We start from the raw sequence: 20,622 nt of genomic DNA on the forward strand, positions 1-20,622 counted from the left end.
GGCGTCAGGTCGTCTGACGCCTCCGGTCGCCCCGCAGGGACATGTAGATCATGTCGCCGAGTCCGACGACGACGACCGCCCCGGCGAGCTGGAGCAGGTGCCGGATCCAGTCGATGCCCTTGGTGTCGTGCACACCGATCCACGTGGCCACGGCGTTGCCCAGGACGCCTCCGATGATGCCGAAGATCACGGTCAGCCAGATCGGCTGGTGCTGCTTGCCCGGCAGGATGGCCCTGGCAATCAGCCCCAGCACCAAACCGACGATGATCGCCCACAACCAATGCATGTCGAGCCTCCTCGTGGCGCCTTGTGCGCAGGTGCGGCCAGTCTGGGACCGCCCCACGGGGGCCGCATGCCCGACAGCGCCATTCGGGGGACACCCCCTCTCCTCGCCCCGCCGGTGGCGGCGTACGGTGGAAGGGTCCGGGCCGGGAGCGCCCGGCGGGTGGATCGGGTGGTGGAACGTGGAACGGTCGAAGCGGAACGGGGCCGAGGTCTTCCGGATCACCGGAGCGCGGATGGGCCTCAGTGAGGACGTGCGGGGCAGGCAGCGCCGATACGTGATCTCCATGGCGATCAGGACCCTGTCGGTCCTCGCGACCGTTTTCCTGTGGAACGTGGAGCGTCCTGTGGCGATCGTGACGCTGGTTGCGGGCGCTCTGCTGCCCTACGTCGCGGTGGTCATCGCCAACGCGGGACGCGAGTCGGCGCCCTCGCTGCCCTCGCACTTCCTGCCCACTCCTGTGCACCCGGCACTGGAGGCGGGAAACCTCAAGAAAACCTCAGATCAATCATGAAGTTCCGGTGCACCGCGCCCGGTCCTGCGTGACATACTGCCTACGCGCTCCGCATCCCCCGTCGGAGCGACGGACCGACGCCGGGCAGCTCCCCCCGTGGCTGCTCGGCGTCGCCCTTCCGTTTGTAGGGTTGAGGCTGTGAACTCCCCTGAAGCGAACTCCCCCGGCACGGACGCGGACGCCCCCGGCACCGATCCCACCTGCTCCGCCAAGGGCTGCCGCACCGCGGCGGTCTGGGTCCTGGCGTGGAACAACCCGAAGCTGCACACGCCGGAGCGCCGCAAGACGTGGCTGGCGTGCGAGGAGCACCGCGAGCACCTCTCCCGGTTCCTGGATGTCCGCGGGTTCCTGAAGGACGTCGTGAGGCTGGCGGAGTGGGTCCGGCCGGAGGGCTCGGAGCGCGAGCGCTGAGCCGTGTCTTTTGGCTCACGCCGCGGGCCCGGCATGATCCGAAAGACACGACCCAAGGACTTGTCGGACGAGGAGCGCCGCAGCCGTGCTCGGGAACGGCACGAGGCCCCGTCCGGTCGCCGGGCGGGGCCTCGTGTCGTGCCGGCGGTCTAGCCGCCGATCGCCGACATCGGGCGGTCGGGCTGGAGGAAGCCCGGGTCGTCCAGGCCGGAGCCGGCCTTCTTGCCCCACATCGCCACCTTCCACAGGCGGGCGATCTCCTCGTCCGGGGCGCCCGAGCGCAGCGCGCCCCGCAGGTCCGACTCCTCGGTGGCGAAGAGGCACGTACGGACCTGGCCGTCGGCCGTGAGGCGGGTGCGGTCGCAGGCTCCGCAGAACGGGCGGGTGACGGAGGCGATGACCCCGACCGTGGCCGGGCCGCCGTCCACGAGCCAGCGCTCCGCGGGCGCGGAGCCGCGCTCCTCGGCGCCCTCCTCGGTGAGGGTGAAGCGGGTGCGCAGCGAGGCCAGGATGTCACCGGCGGTGATCATGCCGTCGCGCTTCCAGCCGTGCTGGGCGTCGAGCGGCATCTGCTCGATGAAGCGGAGCTCGTACTCGTTCTCCACGGCCCAGGCGAGCAGGTCGGGGGCCTCGTCGTCGTTGAGGCCGGGCATCAGCACGGCGTTGATCTTCACCGGGGTGAGGCCGGCCTCGTGGGCGGCGGCCATGCCGTCGATGACGTCGTGGTGGCGGTCGCGGCGGGTGAGGGTCTTGAACACCTCGGGCCGCAGGGTGTCCAGGGAAACGTTCACCCGGTCCAGGCCGGCGGCCTTGAGCGCCTGCGCGGTGCGCTTGAGGCCGATCCCGTTGGTGGTCAGCGACATCTTGGGCCGCGGCTCCAGGGCGGCGCACCGCTCGACGATGCCGACGAGGCCGGGCCGCAGCAACGGTTCGCCGCCGGTGAAGCGGACCTCGGTGACGCCGAGCCGGGTGACCGCGATGCGGACCAGCCGGACTATCTCGTCGTCGCTGAGCAGGTCCGTCTTCTGCAACCACTGCAGTCCCTCTTCGGGCATGCAGTAGGTGCAGCGCAGATTGCACCGGTCGGTGAGCGAGACGCGCAGGTCAGTGGCTACGCGGCCGTACGTGTCGAGAAGCACTGTGGGCCCCCTCCCCTGTCCGGTTCATAGAGGTCGCGCAGCTCGGGTGGGACATGCGTGCGCTTCTTTCGAGCCTACGCGACGCTTGTGGCCGGTTGTGGCGCCCGAACGAACGAGACGTGGCGTGGCCGTGTCGTAGGGAAGTACGACACGGCCACGACGGATGTCCGGAGTATGTCAGTGGGCGCCTGTTCCCGTCAGGGAGCGGACTTCGAGTTCCGCGAACTTCGTGGGGTCGGCCTTCTCCTTCGACAGGAGGGTTCCCAGCCATCCGAGGAGGAAGCCGAGCGGGATGGAGACGATGCCGGGGTTCTCCAACGGGAACCAGTAGAAGTCCGCGTCCTTGAACATCGAGGTCGGCTTGCCGGAGACCACCGGGGAGAACAACACCAGGACGACCGAGGACACCAGGCCGCCGTAGATGGACCACAGCGCGCCCTGGGTGGTGAAGCGCTTCCAGAACAGGCTGTAGAGGATCGTCGGCAGGTTGGCCGACGCGGCGACGGCGAAGGCGAGTGCGACCAGGCCGGCGACGTTGAGGTCGCGGGCGAGGGCGCCGAGTCCGATGGCGACGGCGCCGATCACGACCGTCGACCAGCGGGCCGCGCGGACCTCCTCCTTCTCGGTTGCCTTGCCCTTGCGGATGACGTTCACGTAGATGTCGTGGGCGAAGGACGATGAGGAGGCCAGGGTCAGGCCCGCGACGACGGCGAGGATGGTGGCGAAGGCGACCGCGGAGATCACCGCGAGCAGGACGGCGCCGCCGGTGGAGTCCGGGCCGCCGCCGACCGCCTGGGCGAGCAGTGGGGCCGCGGTGTTGCCCGCCTTGTTGGAGTGGGTGATGGCGTCGCGGTCGAGCAGGGCCGCGGCGCCGAAGCCGAGGGCGATCGTCATCAGGTAGAAGCAGCCGATGATGCCGATGGCCCAGTTCACGGATTTACGGGCGGCCTTGGCGGTGGGGACCGTGTAGAAGCGGATCAGGATGTGCGGCAGCCCCGCGGTGCCCAGGACCAGGGCGATGCCCAGCGAGATGAAGTCCAGCTTGGTGGTCCCGTTGGTGCCGTATTTGAGGCCCGGCCTCAGGAACTTGTCGCCCTGGCCGCTGTTCTCGGCGGCCTTGCCCAGCAGGTCGGAGATGTTGAAGTGGAACTTCAGCAGCACCAGGAAGGTGACCAGCAGGGCGCCGGCGATGAGCAGGACGGCCTTGACCATCTGGACCCAGGTGGTGCCCTTCATCCCGCCGATGGTCACGTAGAGGATCATAAGGACGCCGACGAGGGCGACGACCGCCACCTTGCCGCCGTCGCTGGTGATGCCCAGCAGGAGCGAGACCAGCACTCCCGCGCCGGCCATCTGGGCGAGCAGGTAGAAGATCGAGACGACGATGGTGGAGGTGCCGGCGGCGGTCCGGACGGGGCGTTGGCGCATCCGGTAGGCGAGGACGTCGCCCATCGTGTAGCGGCCGGAGTTGCGCAGCGGCTCGGCGACGAGCAACAGGGCCACCAGCCAGGCGACGAGGAAGCCGATGGAGTAGAGGAAGCCGTCGTAGCCGAAGAGCGCGATGGCCCCCGCGATCCCGAGGAAGGACGCGGCGGACATGTAGTCGCCGGAGATGGCCAGGCCGTTCTGGAAGCCGGTGAACTGGCGGCCGCCGGCGTAGAAGTCGACGGCGTCCTTCGTCTGGCGGCCGGCCCGGATGGTGATGACCAGGGTGGCGACGACGAACAACCCGAACAGGGTGATGATCAGCGGACGGTGCTCGGTGGCTCCGGCGGCGACCGTCAGGTGCAGTGGAGTGCTCATTCCCCGGCCTCCATCCGGGCCTTGATGGCCGCGGCCTTGGGGTCGAGCTCGGTGGCGGCGTGGCGCGAGTACAGCCAGGCGATGAGGAAGGTCGTCGCGAACTGGCCGAGGCCCAGGACGAGGGCGACGTTGATGTTGCCGAAGAGCTTGGTCCCCATGAAGCCGCCCGCGTAATTCGAGAGCAGGACGTACAGCAGGTACCAGGCGATGAACGCGACGGTGAGCGGGAAGGCGAAGGAGCGGTGGGAGCGGCGCAGTTCGGCGAACTCCGGGCTCCGTTGGACGAGTTCGAACGCTTCGGCCGTGGGGCCCGCCGGACTCGGTTCCACGCCGCCGGGCGGCTGCGCTGCTGCTTGGGTTGTCACCGGGGGCTCTCCTCGTGGCGCGGGTGCGAGGGGGTGGGTACGGACAAGACGACCTCCGTGTGGGGGGTGGTAACGCCGGTCCCCCTGACAACGGCACGGCTCGCGCGACGGGACGGTTCAACGCGTTCCGTTTCCACGACCGGTTTCCGGGAGCTTCTTCACCCCGATTCCTCGAACTGATGGCGCAGGGGAAGGGTCGGCACTAGGTTCGCCTGTCATGAACCCGTCGTCCGGCGCGACCGCGCGCGGACGGCTCTTTCACGGATGATGTGGAGAACCCATGGCTCAGCTGGGGTCACGATCCCCCAAGAGGCACGGCCGTCTCGCCGTACCGGTCGCCCTGGCCCTCACCGCCTCGCTCGCCTTCCTGCCCTCGGTCGCGGCCTCGGCCGCGCCCCTCGGCACGACGGCGGACGTGGCGGCCGGCGCGAAGCCCGACACCTCCGGCCCGAACCTGTCGTACGTGGCGAACCTGAACACCTACGCCACCGTGACCGCGGCCGAGAAGGCCGTCGAACGGGCCGGCGGGACGGTGGTGACCTCGTACGAGCAGATCGGGGTGATCGTCGCCCACTCCCAGAATCCCGACTTCGCCAAGCAACTCCGCGGCCAGCGCGGCCTGTTCGTCTCGGTCGGCGCCACCCGAACGGCCCCCCTCAAGACGGTGCAGACCACCGAGGAGGGCACCACGCAGCGCCTCGACGCCGCGGACGCGGCCAAGGCGGCGGCCACGGCGCAGCCGGGGCAGGAGCCGCTGGAGCCCGACCAGTGGGACCTGCGGGCGATCAAGGCCGACCAGGCGCAGGCCGTCAACGCCGGCAGCCCGGACGTCACGGTGGGTGTCATCGACACGGGTGTGGACGACACCCACCCGGACCTCGCCCCGAACTTCTCCAAGGGCCAGTCGGCCAACTGCGTCGGCGGCGTCGCCGACACCACGGACGGCGCGTGGCGTCCGTACCCGGACGGCAGCGACCACGGCACCCACGTGGCGGGCACCATCGCGGCCGCGCGCAACGGCATCGGCGTCAGCGGTGTCGCGCCGGGCGCGAAGGTCGCCGCGATCAAGGTGAGCGAGCCCGGGACCAGCCTCTTCTACACGGAAGCGGTGGTCTGCGGCTTCGTGTTCGCCGCCGAGAAGGGGATCGAGGTGACCAACAACAGCTACTACGTCGACCCCTGGTACTTCAACTGCAAGTCGGACGACGACCAGAAGGCGCTGGTGGAGGCCCTCGGTCGGGCGAGCAAGTACGCGGAGCGCAAGGGCGTGCTCAACGTGGCGTCCGCGGGCAACGAGAACTGGGACCTGGCGTCCCACTCGATCGTCGACGACACGAGCCCGGACGACGGGACCCCCGCACCGCGCACGATCGACCCGCACGATTGCCTGGACCTGCCGACGCAGTTGCCGGGCGTGGTCTCCGTCTCCGCCACCGGCGACAAGGGCGTGCGCTCCTATTACTCCAGCTACGGCCTCGGCGTCATCGACGTGGCGGCGCCCGGCGGCGACAAGTGGCAGATACCGAACACCCCGGACGCCAACGGCCGGGTGCTGTCCACCCTCCCGGGCGGCGGGTACGGCTACAAGCAGGGCACCTCGATGGCCGGCCCGCACGTCGCGGGCGTCGCGGCCCTCCTCAAGAGCGCCCACCCCTCGGCCACGCCCGCGCAGTTGCAGGCGATGCTCAAGGCCCAGGCCACGAAGACGGCCTGCCCGGACAAGATCTACGACGCCACGGGCGCGCTGATCGACGCCACCACCTGCCAGAGCAAGTGGGGCCAGACCGGTTACTACGGCTACGGCGTGGTGGACGCGCTCAAGGCCGTCAAGTAGCGGCGTTCCTCGGGACGCCGCGCGGCGGCGCCCCGAGGAGCGCGGGACGCGCGCGAGGGCCGTCCGGGACGTGTTCCCCGGACGGCCCTCGCGGGTCGGTCCCCGCGCGTCGGGTCCGGTCGGGACCCGTCAGGGCGTGATCAGCACCTTGAGCGCGCTGCGGTCGTCCATCGCGCGGTAGCCGTCCGGCACCTCGTCGAGGCTGACGGCCCGGTCGAAGACGGGCGCCGGGTCGATCGCGCCGCTCAGCACGTCCGCCAGCAGCTCCGGGATGTAGGCGCGCACCGGGGCGACGCCACCGCGCAGGGTGATGTTGCGGTCGAACATCACGCCGAGGTCGAGGCCCGTGCCGCTGCCGTGCGGGACGCCGACGTACCCGATGGCCCCGCCGTCGCGGGTGATGTTCACCGCGGTGCGCATGGACTGCTCGGTGCCGACCGCCTCGATGACGCAGTGGGCGCCCTGGCCGCCGGTCAGCTCGCGCACGGCCGCCTCGGCGGCCTCGCCCCGCTCGGCGACGATGTCGGTGGCCCCGAACAGCTTGGCGATGTCCGTACGGGCGCTGTGGCGGCCCAGGGCGATGATCCGCTCGGCGCCGAGCCGCTTGGCCGCGAGGACGCCGCACAGGCCGACCGCGCCGTCACCCACGACGGCAACCGTGGAGCCCTTGCGGACGCCCGCGCCCACCGCGGCGTGGTGGCCGGTGCCCATGACGTCGGACAGCGCGAGCAGGCCGGTCAGGAGGTGCTCATCGGAGACCGCCTCGGCGGGCAGCTTGACGAGGGTGCCGTCGGCGTGGGGCACGCGGACGGCCTCGCCCTGACCGCCGTCGTAGCCGACCGAGCCCCAGAAGCCGCCGTGCACGCAGGAGGTGTACAGGCCCTCGGAGCAGTAGTCGCAGGTGCCGTCGGACCACATGAAGGGGGCCACGACGAGGTCTCCGGCGCGCAGGCCGGACACGGCGGAGCCGGTCTCCTCGACGACGCCGAGGAATTCGTGGCCGATGCGCTGACCGGGCTGACGCGCGGCCTCGCCGCGGTAGGCCCAAAGGTCGCTGCCGCAGATACAGGCACGCAGGACGCGGACGACGGCGTCCTCGGGGCGCTGGATCGCAGCGTCGGGCACCTCCTCCACGCGGATGTCGTGCGGGGCGTGGATGACGGTGGCACGCATGGTGGTGCAGCCCTCCGGTGGGGATTGGTTCAGTCTTGTATGACTGACCTACCGTACGCCTGCCGGGGGGCGAGCGCCCCCGTGGCCAGCAGGTACTGGGCCGCGAGGTACGTGACCATGATCCAGAAGTCCGGCCGGGGCGGCTGCGGCCACTCGGCGACGCCTGTGGCGATGAGGGTGTCGGAGAGCAGGAACAGCGCCCCGCCGATCGCCGCACGCGTCCCGAGGGCACCGGAGCGGTAGGCCATCGCGGTGAGCAGCAGGCTGTACCCGGCGACGGGCACCCGCAGTCCGACCGGGAGGTCGCCCCAGAGCAGCGCGACGGTACCGACGAGCGCGGCGGCGTACGCGCCCCCGATCGCGGGGTGCGTCCTGCCCCTGCCGAAGAGCAGGAGGTAGCAGACGTGCCCGGCGGCGAAGGAGCCCATGCCGATCAGGAAGGCGGCGGGGGCGTCGAAGAGCAGCGCCAGGTCCCCGCCCCACCCGAACAAGAGGGCCGCGATCAGCAGGCGCGGGGCCCCCGAGGCGCCTCCCGCGCCCGCGGGGCGGCGGCTGACCACGTACGCGACGAGCAACGGCATCAGCAGTGGTTTGGCGAGGACGTGGCCGAGGCGCAGGCCGGCGAGCAGCGCGGCGAGGTCGAGCGCGCAGGCGGCGGCGAACGCGACGAGCAGCACCCGGCCGCGGGTGTCCTCGGGTACCGGGCGCGCCCAGGAGGGCGTGCGGGGCTCGGTGGCGCTCACGCGGCCTGCTCCGCCGGGGCCTTGGCGGGCTCGGCGGCGGTCGCGGGGGCGGGCTGCCAGCCGGGGCCCCGGAAGACCCGTCCGGCCCGCTCGCGCCAGGTGCGGGCGGCCCGGACGTCGCGGGCGATGGCGGCGTATTCGTGGGTGGCGACGCGAAGCGGGTTGTGGGTGTCGATGTTCTTGGTGAGCCCGTAGACGGGACGCTCCGTCTCCCCCACCCAGGACCCGAACATCCGGTCCCAGACGATCAGGATGCCGCCGAAGTTGCGGTCGAGGTAGCCGCCCTGGGAGGCGTGGTGGACGCGGTGGTGCGAGGGGGTGTTGAAGACGTACTCGTAGGCCCGCGGCAGCTTTCCGATGCGCTCGGTGTGGACCCAGAACTGGTAGAGGAGGTTGATCCCGTAGCAGAAGGGGATCGCGGCCGGGTGGACGCCGAGGGCGACCATCGGCAGGTAGAACCACCAGGTGGTCGCGCTGGTCCAGGGCTGGCGCAGGGCCGTGGTGAGGTTGAACCTGCGGCTGCTGTGGTGGACCACGTGACAGGCCCAGAGGATGCGGATGACGTGGTGGAGCCGGTGCTGCCAGTAGTAGAGGAAGTCCTGGGCGAGCAGCATCAGCAGGGCGGTCCACCACAGGAAGGGCACGCGCAGCGGGGTCAGTTCGTAGACCGCAGTGAAGACCGCGACGACCGGGATCTTCCACAGCAGGTCGAACCCGATGCTGCCGAGCCCCATGGTGACGCTCGTGACCGCGTCCTTCGTGTCGTACCCGGTGGCGTCCTCGTCGGGATGGAGTCGGTAGCTCACCACCTCGATGACGGTGAGCAGCACGAAGGCGGGTATGGACCACAGCACGACATCGGGCAGGTTCGGCATGCCCGCACCATAGAGGCGCTCCCGGGGACGCCGCTAGAGGTTGTTACCGATCGGTATCCGGCCGGGTTACCCCGGGTACCCCTCATACTGGTCGGCCAGGCAGGGGAGGGCCGTGTGACCGGGTTCGAGGCAGTTCTCTTACGGGTGGCGGGCACGGCGGCGAGCACGCTGACGAAGGCGCTCCTCACGCGCGCCCCGGGGGCGGGCACGACGCCCGACCCGGCTGCCCCGGCCGCGCGGTGGCGCCGCCCGGCGGAACTGGGCGACACGGAGATTCGGACGCTGACCACCGCGCTGGCCGCCCGCCTGGGCGAGGCGGCCGCGGGACTGCCCGACCACGAACGGCTGGCCGCCCTGGACGCGGTCGCCGACTCCTTCGCCTCGCTGGGGCCGCTGGGGCTGGAGGCGCTCTTCGCCGTGGACCTGGACCCGGCGACCCTGGCCGCGTCCCTGCCCCCGCCCCCACCGGGCCTCAGCGAACCGGCCGAGGCCCTCTACCTGCGGCTGGCCGCCCTGTGTTGCCTCCACGTGGTCGAGTACGCCACCACCCTCCCCAACTTCGGGCCCCACGCCGACCTGGAGTTGATCCGCCGGACCGGTCGACTGGAACGCGCGGTGCGGCAGTCGGGGGAATCGGCGGAGCTACCCGGCGCCAGGCAGGCCCACTTCGAGCAGCAGTACACCCAGTACATCGCCGAGGCCCACGGTCGCCTCCAGCTCTACGGGCTGACGCTCAGCCAGGGCCGCCGGGAATGGCCGCTGGACCTGGCGTACATCAGCCTGGCGGTGACCGGCGACCCGTTCCTGGAGGAGCCGGGCTCCCACCGGACCACGGTCGAGGCCGAGCGGGCGATCGCGGGCTCGGACCGGGTGCTGCTGCGCGGCCCGGCCGGCTCCGGCAAGTCCACCCTGGTCCAGTGGCTGGCACTGAACGCGGCCCGCCAGAGCTTCCGGCGCCGGCCCGCCCACTGGAACACCCTGGTCCCCTTCGTCCTTCGGCTGCGCTCCTTCCACGCCTCCGAGGCCCTGCCCGTCCCCGAGGACTGGCTCCGCGCCTCCGGCGTGCCGTTGACCGCTCCGGCCGGCTGGACCGAGGGCCTCCTGGCGAGCGGCCGGGCCCTGGTGCTGGTGGACGGGGTCGACGAGGTGCCCCAACGGCTGCGGAACCGCACCGAGGCCTGGTTGCGCTCGCTGATCGCGGCCTTCCCCAAGGCGCGTTACGTCGTCACCACGCGCCCGTCCGCGGTGCCGGAGGACTGGCTCAAGGGACAGGGCTTCGCCCCGCTGTCGCTGGTGTCGATGGAGCGGGACGACGTGAGGGCGTTCATCACGCACTGGCACGACTCCGCCCGCGAGGAGTGCGACTCCGCCGAGGAACGGGCGCAGCTCGACACCTTCGAGCGGACCCTGATCCAGTCGGTGGGCGCTCGGCGCGACCTCGGGCGGCTGGCGACGAACCCGCTGATGTGCGCGCTGCTGTGCGCGCTGAACCGGGACCGGCGGATGCAGCTGCCCCGCGCCCGCAAGGAGCTGTACGACGCGGCGCTGGACATGCTGCTGGTCCGCCGCGACACCGAGCGGGACATATCGGGGGTCGAAGGGGTCTACCTCAGCCGGGACGAGCAGACGGCGCTCCTCCAGCGGCTGGCGTACTGGCTGATCCGCAACGGGCAGGTGGAGGCGGCCCGCGACGACGTCGTGGAGATGCTGGACGAGTGGCTCGACGCCATGCCGCAGGTGCGGGCGCAGGGCAGCACCGAGCGGGTGTTCAAGCACCTGTTGATCCGCAGCGGGCTGCTGCGCGAACCCGTTCCGGGCTCCGTGCACTTCGTGCACCGCACCTTCCAGGACTACCTGGGCGCCAAAGCCGCGGTGGAGTCCCGCGACTTCGGCGTGCTGATCGGCAACGCCCACGAGGACGCCTGGGACGACGTGGTCCGGATGGCCGTCGGTCACGCCCGCCCCGACGAACGCGCCCGCATGCTCACCCGGTTGCTGCGGCGCGCGGACAAGGTGAAGCGGGACCGCAGCCGGCTGGTGCTGCTGGCCGCGGCCTGTCTTGAGCACGCGCCCGAGCTCGATCCGCAGGTACGGGCCGAGGTGCAGTCGCGCACGGCGCGCCTGCTGCCGCCGCACAGCGCGGCCCAGGCCGAGGAACTGGCCAAGGCGGGCGAGCTGGTGCTGGAGCTGCTCCCGGAGCCGGTGGACCTCAGCGAGGAGGAGGCCGCGGCGACCGTGCGCACGGCCGCGCTGATCGGTGGCGACCGGGCGCTCCAGGTGATCGCCGGTTTCCGGCGCGACGACCGCTACGAGGTGGGCCACGAGCTGTCCGAGTCCTGGGGCCGCTTCCCCACCGGGGACTACGCGGACGCGGTCCTGGCCGGCGCCTCGCTGAACGTCGCCCACCTGCACATCCGCACCCCCGAGCAGCTGAGGGCCTTCCGCGGGCTGTCGCACGTCCACCGGGTGCACCTCACCTGGGACGGGCCGCTGCCACCGGAGATCACCGCCCGGCGGGACCTGCGGTGGCTGGTCATGCAGCGCAATCCACAGCTGAGGGACCTGGCGGCCCTCGACGGACACCGCGCGCTGGAACACCTCGGGGTCTTCGACTGCCCGCGCCTGTCCGGCATCGAGCCGATCGGCGGACTGACCCCGGAGAGCCTGGCCTTCGGCTACGTCCCCGACGGGCTGTCGCTGGCGCCGCTCGCCGGCATCCCGACCCTGCGGTCGCTGGTGATCGGGTTCGAGCCGAAGGAGCGGACCATCGGGGACGTCCCCGCGGCCGAAGGACTGGTGAAGCTCACCTTGTGGCAGGGCGCCCGCGGCCTGACCCTCGACGGGCTGGAGGGCTGGCCTGCGATACGCGACCTCACCATCGCCGGGGAGCGGCAGTACGGTCAGTTGGCGAAAAGGCAGCCGCTCACCGGTCTGACCTCGCTCCAGATCCGGCACACGGTGTCGGTGGACCTGGGTGTGCTGGCCCCCTACCGGCGGCTGACCGAGCTGATGTTGCTGCGCTGCGGGTTCCCCGGGGGTCTGGGGCCGCTGGTGGACCTGCCCGAGCTGAAGCGGTTGCGGATCGTCGAATCCGCCGGCGTCGTCGACCTCGCCCCGCTGGCCGGGCTGCACCGGCTGCGGATCGAGGTGGACCGCAGGTCCGCCTTCACCGGCGCCGAGCTGATCGCGCCGGAGCGGCTCGTCTACGTCAACTGAGCCGCTCCGACGGGTGGCCCGCTCTCACCAGACGCGCACCGAGCCGCCGCGGGCGAAGGCCGGGCTCGTCGCCTCGGGCGGGATCTCGGTCAGGGGCCGCGCGATCTCCGAGACGAGGGGACCGCAGGTGGCGGCCACCGCGTCCAGCCGGGACAGGTCGAAGCCGTAGACACGGGCCGCGTTGCCGCCGACCATGGCGGCGACCTCCTCCTTCGGCAGGCCCGCGTAGGCGATGCGCAGGCCCTCGCGCGAGAAGGGGGCGGTGCCCTCGTCGTGGGGGTAGTCGCTGCCCCACATGATCTTGTCGAGGCCGATCCGCTCCCTCAGCGGGACCTCGTGGGGGCGCATGAAGCTGGCTCCCACGAAGCAGTTGTCCCGCCACACCTCGCCGGGGCCCTTGCCCATCGACTCCGCGAGGCCCGCGCCGAACTTGGCCTCCGCCGTCGCCGAGGCGGCGACCAGACGGGCGTGGTAGTAGTCCAGCATGTCCAGGACGCCCGGTATCCAGCCGGAACCCTGCTCCGTCAGGACCAGCTTGAGGCCGGGGTGGCGGCGGAAGGCCCCGCCGAACACCAGGTGCCACAGGGCCCGGTGCGAGAACCAAGTGGTCTCCACCATGAACACCGCCCGGGCGGCGGGCTCGTCGCCCAAGGGCGGGGACGCCGAGCCGCCGTGGTGGTTGACCGGGACGTCCAGCTCGTCGCACACCGCCCAGATCGGGTCGTAGGCCGTGGAGTAGAGCTCCGGGACGCCGGAGCCTGGAGGGGCGCCGGGGAGCAGGACACCGCCCGTCAGGCCGGCCTCCTTCGTGCGACGGATCTCCTCGACCGCCTCCTCGACGTCGTTCAGCAGGATCTGGACCACGCCCGCCCGGCGGCCCGGGGCGTCCGCGCAGAAGTCCGCCAGCCAGCGGTTGTGGGCCCGCAGCCCCGCCCAGCGCAGGGTGAACTCGGCCGCCGTCGGCGGGGGCGCCATCAGGGCCGCGCTCGGGAAGAACGGCGGGATGGTGTTGGGGAAGACGACCTCCGCGACGATGCCGTCCGCTTCGAGCTCGGACAGGCGTCGGGCCGAGTTCCAGTTGCGGTCCGCGCTGTCCGCCAGGAGGTCCTCGTACGGGTTGACGTAGGCGGCGGCCCACGCGTCGAACTCGTCGTGGAACCGCTTCTCCAGGTACGGCTTGTAGTCGAGCAGGTCCGCTCCCGCGTGGCAGTCCGCCGAGATGACCGTGTAGCGGTCCCCCGTCATGACGAGACCCCCAGCGTCGGGAAGTCGTGGCCGGTCAGCCAGTGCCGACCCACCTCCCGTGAGCCGGCCCAGGAGGCTTCCACCGACGCCTGGTCGGCGCTCTGCCCGAGTTCCGCCGGGGTCGGGCCGATCCGCCGGGCGAGGGGGGCCAGCTTCGCGGTGTCGAAGCCGAAGACGTCGGCCGCCGCGAGGCCCAGCATCCGGCGGGTCTCGCCGACCGGGACGTCGTGGAAGGTCCTCCGCAGCCAGTCGCGGGTTTCGGGCCAGGTGCCCTCGGGGTGCGGGAAGTCGGAGCCCCACAGGATGTTGTCCACGCCGATCTCGTAGCGCTGGGCCAGTTCGCGCCGCTTGGTGTTCGTGGCACAGATGAAGACCTGGCGGTCCAGGTACTCGCTCGGGGGCCGTTTCAGTTCCGCGAATGGGGAGAGCTTCTTGCCCCCGTGCGCGCCGAGGTAGAGCCGGTCCATGAACCACAGCTGGTTGGGCAGCCACCAGCAGCCCGACTCCGCGACACCGAACCTGAGCCCCGGGTGGCGCTCGAAGACCCCCGACCACAGGAGAAACCACAGGGGGCGGGCCGGCCACCAGGTGACCTCGGAGACGTAGATGCCGAGGTGGTCCCCGTACTCGTGGCGGGGCGCGGCCCCGGAGTGGGTGACGACCGGCATCGAGGTCTCGGCCGCCGCCGCCCAGATCGGGTCGTAGCGGCGGTCGTGGTAGGGCGCCCGGTCCACCCACATGGAGGGGATCATCAGCGCGCCGAGCCCGGACTCCTTCGCCCGGTGGATCTCCGCGACGACCTCCGTCGGCTCGCCGGTGATGGGGAGCAGGGCGACCCCGCAGTGCCGTTCGGGGTGTTCGGAGACGAACTCGGCCAGCCAGCGGTTGTGGGCCCGGGCGCCGGCCATGCCCAGTTCGGGGTCCTGGTCGCCGGAGAGGCCGAGGCCGACCCCGAAGGGGGCGGCGGTCCGGCTGTCGACGGCGTCCGCGTCGGGGAAGACGACTTCCGCGGCGACCCCGTCGCCATCGAGTTCCTTCAGGCGCTGTCCGACGTCCCAGCCGCCCCGGAGGCCCTCCTCGTGGTCGTGGAACCACTTGTCGGCGAAGGCCTCGTTGCGGACGCCGAGCCGGGTGGCCTCCTCACGGCGGGCGCCCTGCTGCCCGAGGAACTCGTCGAACCGGGAGTGGAATCGGGAGTCGAGGTACGGGCGGTAGCGCTCGGTCGGCAGTCCCGCGTGGCAGTCGGAGGAGATGATCAGGTACGGGTCTTCGTACGCGTTCACGGCAGGCTCCTCTGTTCCTCAGTCGAGGACGAAGCTTTCGAGGTAGGCGGGGTTGGCGCGGTCGAGCATCGACCGCGCACGGGCGCGGATCTGCCGGTCGCTGTGCTCGCTCTCCGGGAGCATCCAGAACCGGTCGGCGCGGATGCCGTCGATCACGTGCGCGGCGACGTCCTCGACGGGGGTGAACCGCACCTCGTGGCCGGCCTGCTTCATCGCGGCCTCGTACTGGTCGAGGCTGCGGTACGGCGTCTTGCGCGGCCGCTGCTTGGCGTAGCGGTCGGGCCGGTTGCGGTGCGACTCCCACAGGCCGGTGCGCAGCATGTGCGGTCCGGGGAAGAGGACGGAGGCGCCGACGTCCGCGCCCTCGGCCTTGAGGTGGGCGTAGAGCGACTCGGTCATGGTGACCACGGCGGCTTTGGTGACGGCGTACACGGAGGCGGTGGGCAGCGGGGCGATTCCGCCGTCGCCGGAGCTGGTGTTGACGACATGGCCGGGGGCGCCGCTCGCGATCATGCGGGGGACGAAGGCCTGGATGCCGTGGAAGACGCCCCAGACGTTGACGGAGAAGGCCCATTTCCAGTCGTTGGGCTCGTGCTCCCACATCCGCCCCTCGGCGCCGGAGCCGACGCCCGCGTTGTTGCACAGGACGTGGACGGCTCCGAAGGCGTCGTAGGCGGCGTCCGCGAGGGCGAGGACCGAGTCGCGTTCGCTGACGTCGACCCGCCTGCCCAGTACCTCGGCGCCGTCGGCCGAGAGTTCGGCGGTCGCCTCGCGCAGGGCGTCCTCCTCGACGTCGGCGAGGACGACCTTCAGTCCCTCGGCGGCGAAGCGGCGGGCCATGGCGAGCCCGATGCCACCGGCCGCGCCGGTGACGACGGCGACCTGTCCCGGTTCGAGGCGCATCTCACACGCTCCCCTCGGGCGGCCCGTCGAGGATCTGGAGCGGGTCGTCGTACCGCTGGTGGATGTACGGGAGCAGGTCCCGGGCGCTGACGCGTTCGGCGACGCGACCCTTCTGGTCGGTGGTCTTCTCGCCGATGGTGAGTTCCACGACGCGGCGTACGGGGAGATCGGCCACCGGGTCGAACATCGACTCGCGCAGCACCACGTCGCCGGTGAGGTGCTCCAGCCGGCGGACCTTCTCGTTGCGCGTGCAGTGCACGAGCACCGGGTCGGATTCGAGGCCCGAGCCCTCGACGCCGGGCAGGAACTTGAAGTAGAAGTCGGTTTTGGTGGTGGGTCCGGGCAGGGGCAGGGCTCCGTCGACGGCCCCGCGCACCTCGACGAAGGCGATGCCGTGGCGGGCGAGCGAGGCCCGTACGACCAGGCCGTCGCGCTCGACGGTGACCTCGCCCAGCTTCTTCGGTTCGCCGAACACCTCCCGGCCGCCGATCAACGCGCGCTCGTGGGTCATCGGCATGACCAGCGGGTACCAGCCGTCGATGTCGCCGTGGCGGGCGGCGACGGCCACCGAGCCGGCGCCGAGCGGATATCCGGGCAGGTCGACCTTGCTGATGTTGGCCCGCACCAGGGGACGTTCGGCGGGCTTCAGCGGGGGCGGCAGGACCGCCGCGACCACCTCCGGGTCGCTCTCCCAGACCGCCACCACACCCGTCGACCAGATGTCGGGCAGTCGGGCGCTCTTCTCGCGGGACGCCGCGATCTCGGCGTCCGTGCGCGCTCCGTACCGTACGCGTGCCATGGGTGTACCACCCTTCACTGGGGTCGTCCTCGTCCCGGACCGCAGGCTCTGTAACACAGTTACACCGCCGACGATGAAGGGTAAAGACCCCCGACCGGGGGAACTGACGGACCGACAGATCGGCGGCGTACCCATGGCGCGAAGCCCGCTGACCCGCGAGGAGGTGCTGGACGCGGCCGCGTCCCTGGTCAGGCAGGGCGGCCCCGCGGCGCTCACCATGCGGGCGCTCGCCACGGAACTCGGTACGGCCGTGACCTCCATCTACTGGCACGTCGGCAACCGGGAATCGCTGCTCGACGCCCTCGTGGAGCGGACCGTGCGGGAGATGGGCGAGATCAGACCGTCGGGCCGCACCCCGGCCGAGCGGATCGTCTCCGTGGCCCGGCTGCTGCGGCGGGAACTGCGCGAACGGCCGCACCTGATCGCGATGGTCCACGAACGGGGGCTGACCGAGCGGATGTTCCTGCCCGCCCAGCAGGCCCTCGTGCGCGAGGTCCACTGCGCCGGACTGCGGGGGGCCCGGGCCGCCGACGCGGTGCGCGCCGTCCAGTTCCAGATCGTGGGCTTCCTGCTCGTGGAACGCAATCGCGAACGCTCCCCCGCCCAATCCCCCGCCGAGGGCGAGCTCTGGGACCCGGCGGCGGCACCGGACGACCCGGCGCTCTCGCGCGCCCTGACCCGGCCGCCCGACCCGGAACGGCTGTTCCTGCTCTCCGTAAGGGCATTGACGCGGGCGCTGCTGGCGCCCGACCCCCCGGGCCCCGGCTGACCCCCCGGTTCCGCCGGCCGGCCCTCCCCCATCGGGACACGGGTGTCAGCGGGGGCCGATATCCTCTGTGACCATGCTCGACGACCGAACGACCGCAGAGACGAAGTGGCCGACCGCCTACCCCCAGGGGTACTCGGTCGTCGACGTGGAGACCACCGGGCTCGCGCGCGACGACCGGATAGTCTCCGCCGCCGTCTACCGGCTCGACGCTCAGGGCAACGTGGAGGACCACTGGTACACCCTGGTCAACCCGCGCCGGGACCCCGGGCCCGTGTGGATCCACGGCCTGACCAGCGACATGCTTCAGGACGCACCGCTCTTCGAGGACATCGCAGAGGAGTTCGCCGACCGCCTCGCGGACCGGGTGCTGGTCGCGCACAACGCCATCTTCGACTGGCAGATGATCGCCCGGGAGTACGCCCGGGCCGCCGCGGCGGCGCCGGTCCGTCAGCGGCTGTGCACCATCGCGCTGTCGAAGGAGCTGAACCTCCCGCTGCCCAACCACAAGCTGGAGTCCCTCGCCGCGCACTTCGGCGTCGTCCAGCAGCGCGCCCACCACGCGCTCGACGACGCCCGCGTCCTGGCCGAGGCCTTCCGTCCCTCACTGCACGCCGCCGCCCGGGACGGCGTCCGGCTGCCCCTGCTGGAATGCCGCCCGTTGACGGAGTGGTCGGACTCGCCGGCCGCGCCGCGCGTCGGCTACCAGGGCCCCTTCGGCGCGACGAGCTGGCGGCCCTCCCGCAAGCGGCCCCCGTGCCCGCACCCCAACCCGGGCCGGTTCGAGGACGGCAAGCCGCTCAAGCAAGGCATGCGGATCGCGTTCTCCGGGGACACCTCCGTCGACCGGGACCTCCTGGAGGACCGGGCGGTCGAGGCGGGACTGCACGTCGCGACGAGTGTGTCGCGGCTCACCAGCCTCCTGGTCACCAACGACCCGGACTCGGCGACCTCGAAGACCGTCAAGGCGAAGTCCTTCGGGACGCCCGTGGTCGACGAGGCCGCCTTCACCCAACTCCTGCGGGACGTGGCTCCGGCAGACGGGTGACCCTCGCGCGACTCGCCACGCGCCCTCTTCCGCGAGCCGCCCGTCCGGTCCCACCCTGTGGCGCATGGCCCGTTGCGAAGTATGCGGAAACGATTACGACCTGGCGTTCTACGTGGAGACCCAGGACGGGGCTCGACACGTGTTCGACTCCTTCTCCTGCGCCATCCACCGGATGGCGCCCATCTGCGAACACTGCCGCGTGCAGATCATCGGACAGGGCGTCGAGGCGGACGGCCACTGGTACTGCGGGGCGCACTGCGCCCGCGCCGAGGGCAAGGCCGGGATCGTCGACAAGGTGGGCAGCGCGGCCGGCGCGTCCTGATGGCGCCACCCGGCGACCGGGGCCGGCGCGGGTGGGGGTACCGTCGTGGGCGTGTACCGCTTTGTGCTGACCCGGCAGTGGGTGTGCCTCACCCTCATCACCCTCGCCCTCATCCCCGCGATGATCAAGCTGGGGTTCTGGCAGTACCACCGCCACGAGCACCGGGTCGCGCAGAACGAGCTGATCGCCCGGAACCTGTACGGGAAGCCGCGCCCGGTGAGCGAGCTCACCTCACCGGGACACACCGTCCCGAGGACCGACTACTGGCGCGCGGTCTCCGCCACCGGTACCTACGACTCCGCGCACGAGGTGGTCGTACGGATGCGGACCTCGAACGACGGCAAGGTCGGCTTCCAGGTGGTGACCCCGCTGGTGCTGGACGACGGCCGGGTGGTGCTCGTCAACCGCGGTTGGGTGCCGAGCGGTGAGGACTCCGGCGCGTATCCGCCGGTTCCGGCCGCGCCCACGGGCGAGGTGACGGTCACCGGGCGGCTCAAGGCCGACGAGACGAGCGGCGACAGCGGCATCAAGGACCGCAAGGGCCTGCCGGAACGCCAGGTGATGCTGGTCAACAGCGCCCAGCAGGCGGCGTACCTGGGCAGGCCCGTACTCGGCGGCTACCTGGAGCTCACCGCGCCGGTCCCCGCGGGCGGCAGCCCGGAGCCGGTCGCCGAGCCCGACCACGACTCGATCGGCCCGCACATGGCGTACGCCGTGCAGTGGTGGCTGTTCGCCGCGGCCGTGCCGGTCGGGTGGGTGATCCTGGTGCGCCGGGAGAAGCGGGACCGCGACGAGGCGGCGGCGAAGGCCGCATCGGAGATGGCGACCGCCGCGGCGTAGCGTGTCCGGCATGGATCTTGGATTGAAGGACCGTGTCTACATCGTCACCGGGGCCACCCGCGGCCTCGGTCACGCCTCCGCGCGCGAACTGGCCGCCGAGGGCGCGAAGCTGGTCGTCACCGGCCGGGACCAGGAGCGCGCGGACGCCGCCGCCGCCTCACTGGGCCCGGACGCGGTGGGCGTCGGGGCGGACAACTCCGACCCCGGGGCGGCCTCGCGGCTCGTCGCGACGGCCGTGGAACGCTTCGGCCGCCTCGACGGCATCCTCATCAGCGTCGGCGGCCCGGCTCCGGGCGCGGCGGCCGACAACACGGACGAGCAGTGGACGGCCGCCTTCGAGTCGGTCTTCCTGGGCGCGGTCCGGCTGGCCCGGGCGGCGGCGGCCGAGCTGGGCGAGGGCGGGGTCATCGGCTTCGTGCTGTCGGGCTCGGTCCACGAACCGATCCCCGGCCTGACCATCTCCAACGGCCTGCGCCCGGGCCTCGCCGGTTTCGCCAAGTCCCTGTCGGTGGACCTGGGCCCGCGGGGCATCCGGGTCATCGGGCTGCTGCCCTCGCGCATCGACACGGACCGGGTGCGGGAGCTGGACGGCCTGTCCGGTGACGCGGCGGCCGCCCGCGCGGCGAACGAATCGCGCATCCCGCTGCGGCGCTACGGCACGCCGGAGGAGTTCGGCCGCACGGCGGCGTTCTTCCTCTCCCCGGCGGCGTCGTATCTGACGGGCGTCATGCTCCCCGTCGACGGCGGCGCCCGCCACGGCTTCTGACCCCACCGCTCCCCCGGGCCCGACCCGGGCCCGGGGGAGCGCCGGGCCCGGCGCTCCCGGACCCTTGCGGGGTGACCGTCAGGTGACCCGGCTCGCAGGGTGGGAGGTGACCGCGAGGCGGGCCCCGGCGGGCAGCGGGGTCAGCCCCGTCGAGGCGCGGGCGTGCTCCAGGACCGGGCCCGCCAGGGCGGCCAGGGTGTCCGAGGGGACGGCGTGCGGTTCCAGTTCCAGGTGCACCCGCAGGGCGGGCGCGTCCCGCCGCCCCCGCAGGGCGACCCGGCACCCGGCCACCCG

The 20,622-nt window shown here is 72.0% G+C and carries 21 protein-coding genes; 9 read left to right on the plus strand and 12 right to left on the minus strand.

What is annotated here, in order from left to right:
* Nucleotides 1–4: 4 nt before the first annotated feature.
* The gene (locus E6R62_RS28220; protein ID WP_136216306.1) at nucleotides 5–286 is read right to left on the minus strand and encodes a GlsB/YeaQ/YmgE family stress response membrane protein; all 282 of its coding nucleotides are present in this window, start codon (nucleotides 284–286) and stop codon (nucleotides 5–7) included.
* A 178-nt stretch (nucleotides 287–464) separates the two neighbouring features.
* Between E6R62_RS28220 and E6R62_RS28225 the strand changes: the two genes are divergently transcribed.
* Nucleotides 465–797, plus strand: coding sequence for a DUF3099 domain-containing protein (locus tag E6R62_RS28225; protein WP_136216307.1), 333 nt, complete (start codon nucleotides 465–467; stop codon nucleotides 795–797).
* Nucleotides 798–935: 138 nt separating this feature from the next.
* The gene (locus tag E6R62_RS28230; protein WP_136216308.1) at nucleotides 936–1,208 is read left to right on the plus strand and encodes a hypothetical protein; all 273 of its coding nucleotides are present in this window, start codon (nucleotides 936–938) and stop codon (nucleotides 1,206–1,208) included.
* A gap of 149 nt (nucleotides 1,209–1,357) precedes the next feature.
* On the opposite strand, the gene moaA is transcribed toward E6R62_RS28230, so the two are convergent.
* From moaA to E6R62_RS28245, 3 genes are all read right to left on the minus strand, one after another.
* On the minus strand, nucleotides 1,358–2,347 hold the full coding sequence (gene moaA / locus E6R62_RS28235) for a GTP 3',8-cyclase MoaA (protein ID WP_136216309.1): 990 nt from the start codon (nucleotides 2,345–2,347) through the stop codon (nucleotides 1,358–1,360).
* A 177-nt stretch (nucleotides 2,348–2,524) separates the two neighbouring features.
* Nucleotides 2,525–4,150 carry a cation acetate symporter gene (locus E6R62_RS28240; RefSeq protein ID WP_136216310.1) on the minus strand — a complete coding sequence of 542 codons (1,626 nt, stop codon included), beginning with the start codon at nucleotides 4,148–4,150 and terminating at the stop codon, nucleotides 2,525–2,527.
* Nucleotides 4,147–4,515 carry a DUF485 domain-containing protein gene (locus tag E6R62_RS28245; RefSeq protein WP_136216311.1) on the minus strand — a complete coding sequence of 123 codons (369 nt, stop codon included), beginning with the start codon at nucleotides 4,513–4,515 and terminating at the stop codon, nucleotides 4,147–4,149. Before E6R62_RS28245 ends, E6R62_RS28240 begins: the two co-directional genes overlap by 4 nt.
* 280 nt (nucleotides 4,516–4,795) lie before the next feature.
* Between E6R62_RS28245 and E6R62_RS28250 the strand changes: the two genes are divergently transcribed.
* The gene (locus E6R62_RS28250) at nucleotides 4,796–6,349 is read left to right on the plus strand and encodes a S8 family serine peptidase (RefSeq protein WP_136216312.1); all 1,554 of its coding nucleotides are present in this window, start codon (nucleotides 4,796–4,798) and stop codon (nucleotides 6,347–6,349) included.
* A gap of 129 nt (nucleotides 6,350–6,478) precedes the next feature.
* On the opposite strand, the gene E6R62_RS28255 is transcribed toward E6R62_RS28250, so the two are convergent.
* From E6R62_RS28255 to E6R62_RS28265, 3 genes are all read right to left on the minus strand, one after another.
* On the minus strand, nucleotides 6,479–7,522 hold the full coding sequence (locus E6R62_RS28255; RefSeq protein ID WP_136216313.1) for a zinc-dependent alcohol dehydrogenase family protein: 1,044 nt from the start codon (nucleotides 7,520–7,522) through the stop codon (nucleotides 6,479–6,481).
* A 29-nt stretch (nucleotides 7,523–7,551) separates the two neighbouring features.
* Nucleotides 7,552–8,199: a lysoplasmalogenase gene (locus tag E6R62_RS28260; RefSeq protein ID WP_240801960.1), complete on the minus strand. Its 648-nt coding sequence runs from the start codon at nucleotides 8,197–8,199 to the stop codon at nucleotides 7,552–7,554.
* Between the two features lie 62 nt (nucleotides 8,200–8,261).
* Nucleotides 8,262–9,140 carry a sterol desaturase family protein gene (locus E6R62_RS28265; protein ID WP_136216315.1) on the minus strand — a complete coding sequence of 293 codons (879 nt, stop codon included), beginning with the start codon at nucleotides 9,138–9,140 and terminating at the stop codon, nucleotides 8,262–8,264.
* Between the two features lie 114 nt (nucleotides 9,141–9,254).
* Here E6R62_RS28265 and E6R62_RS28270 point away from each other — a divergent pair, with 114 nt between their 5' ends.
* Complete coding sequence (locus E6R62_RS28270) at nucleotides 9,255–12,356, plus strand: NACHT domain-containing NTPase (protein ID WP_136216316.1); 3,102 nt, start codon at nucleotides 9,255–9,257, stop codon at nucleotides 12,354–12,356.
* 24 nt (nucleotides 12,357–12,380) lie between these two features.
* Here the strand turns inward: E6R62_RS28270 and E6R62_RS28275 are convergent, their stop codons facing one another.
* The 4 genes from E6R62_RS28275 to E6R62_RS28290 are packed head-to-tail and all read right to left on the minus strand — an operon-like array spanning nucleotide 12,381 to nucleotide 16,586.
* A complete protein-coding gene (locus E6R62_RS28275) occupies nucleotides 12,381–13,601 on the minus strand; it encodes an amidohydrolase family protein (protein WP_136216317.1) in 1,221 nt (406 codons plus the stop codon).
* Entirely contained in the window at nucleotides 13,598–14,884 is a 1,287-nt protein-coding gene (locus E6R62_RS28280) for an amidohydrolase family protein (protein ID WP_136216318.1), read from the minus strand. The genes E6R62_RS28275 and E6R62_RS28280 overlap by 4 nt, the downstream gene beginning before the upstream one ends.
* Nucleotides 14,885–14,902: 18 nt before the next feature.
* Entirely contained in the window at nucleotides 14,903–15,787 is an 885-nt protein-coding gene (locus E6R62_RS28285) for an SDR family NAD(P)-dependent oxidoreductase (RefSeq protein ID WP_136216319.1), read from the minus strand.
* Between the two features lies 1 nt (nucleotide 15,788).
* Nucleotides 15,789–16,586 carry an acetoacetate decarboxylase family protein gene (locus tag E6R62_RS28290; RefSeq protein ID WP_136216320.1) on the minus strand — a complete coding sequence of 266 codons (798 nt, stop codon included), beginning with the start codon at nucleotides 16,584–16,586 and terminating at the stop codon, nucleotides 15,789–15,791.
* A gap of 133 nt (nucleotides 16,587–16,719) precedes the next feature.
* Between E6R62_RS28290 and E6R62_RS28295 the strand changes: the two genes are divergently transcribed.
* The 5 genes from E6R62_RS28295 (at nucleotide 16,720) to E6R62_RS28315 (ending at nucleotide 20,328) form a co-directional block, all read left to right on the plus strand.
* The gene (locus E6R62_RS28295) at nucleotides 16,720–17,355 is read left to right on the plus strand and encodes a TetR/AcrR family transcriptional regulator (RefSeq protein WP_136216352.1); all 636 of its coding nucleotides are present in this window, start codon (nucleotides 16,720–16,722) and stop codon (nucleotides 17,353–17,355) included.
* Between the two features lie 67 nt (nucleotides 17,356–17,422).
* The gene (locus tag E6R62_RS28300; RefSeq protein WP_136216321.1) at nucleotides 17,423–18,400 is read left to right on the plus strand and encodes a DEDDh family exonuclease; all 978 of its coding nucleotides are present in this window, start codon (nucleotides 17,423–17,425) and stop codon (nucleotides 18,398–18,400) included.
* A gap of 64 nt (nucleotides 18,401–18,464) precedes the next feature.
* Nucleotides 18,465–18,722 (plus strand): hypothetical protein, encoded by a 258-nt coding sequence (locus E6R62_RS28305; protein ID WP_136216322.1) that lies wholly within the window; start codon nucleotides 18,465–18,467, stop codon nucleotides 18,720–18,722.
* 51 nt (nucleotides 18,723–18,773) lie between these two features.
* A complete protein-coding gene (locus E6R62_RS28310) occupies nucleotides 18,774–19,562 on the plus strand; it encodes an SURF1 family protein (RefSeq protein WP_136216323.1) in 789 nt (262 codons plus the stop codon).
* Nucleotides 19,563–19,572: 10 nt separating this feature from the next.
* A complete protein-coding gene (locus E6R62_RS28315; RefSeq protein WP_136216324.1) occupies nucleotides 19,573–20,328 on the plus strand; it encodes an SDR family oxidoreductase in 756 nt (251 codons plus the stop codon).
* 78 nt (nucleotides 20,329–20,406) lie between these two features.
* Here the strand turns inward: E6R62_RS28315 and E6R62_RS28320 are convergent, their stop codons facing one another.
* On the minus strand, nucleotides 20,407–20,619 hold the full coding sequence (locus tag E6R62_RS28320) for a hypothetical protein (RefSeq protein WP_136216325.1): 213 nt from the start codon (nucleotides 20,617–20,619) through the stop codon (nucleotides 20,407–20,409).
* Nucleotides 20,620–20,622: the final 3 nt, after the last annotated feature.

Source organism: Streptomyces sp. A1136, assembly GCF_004795055.1.
GTDB lineage: Bacteria > Actinomycetota > Actinomycetes > Streptomycetales > Streptomycetaceae > Streptomyces.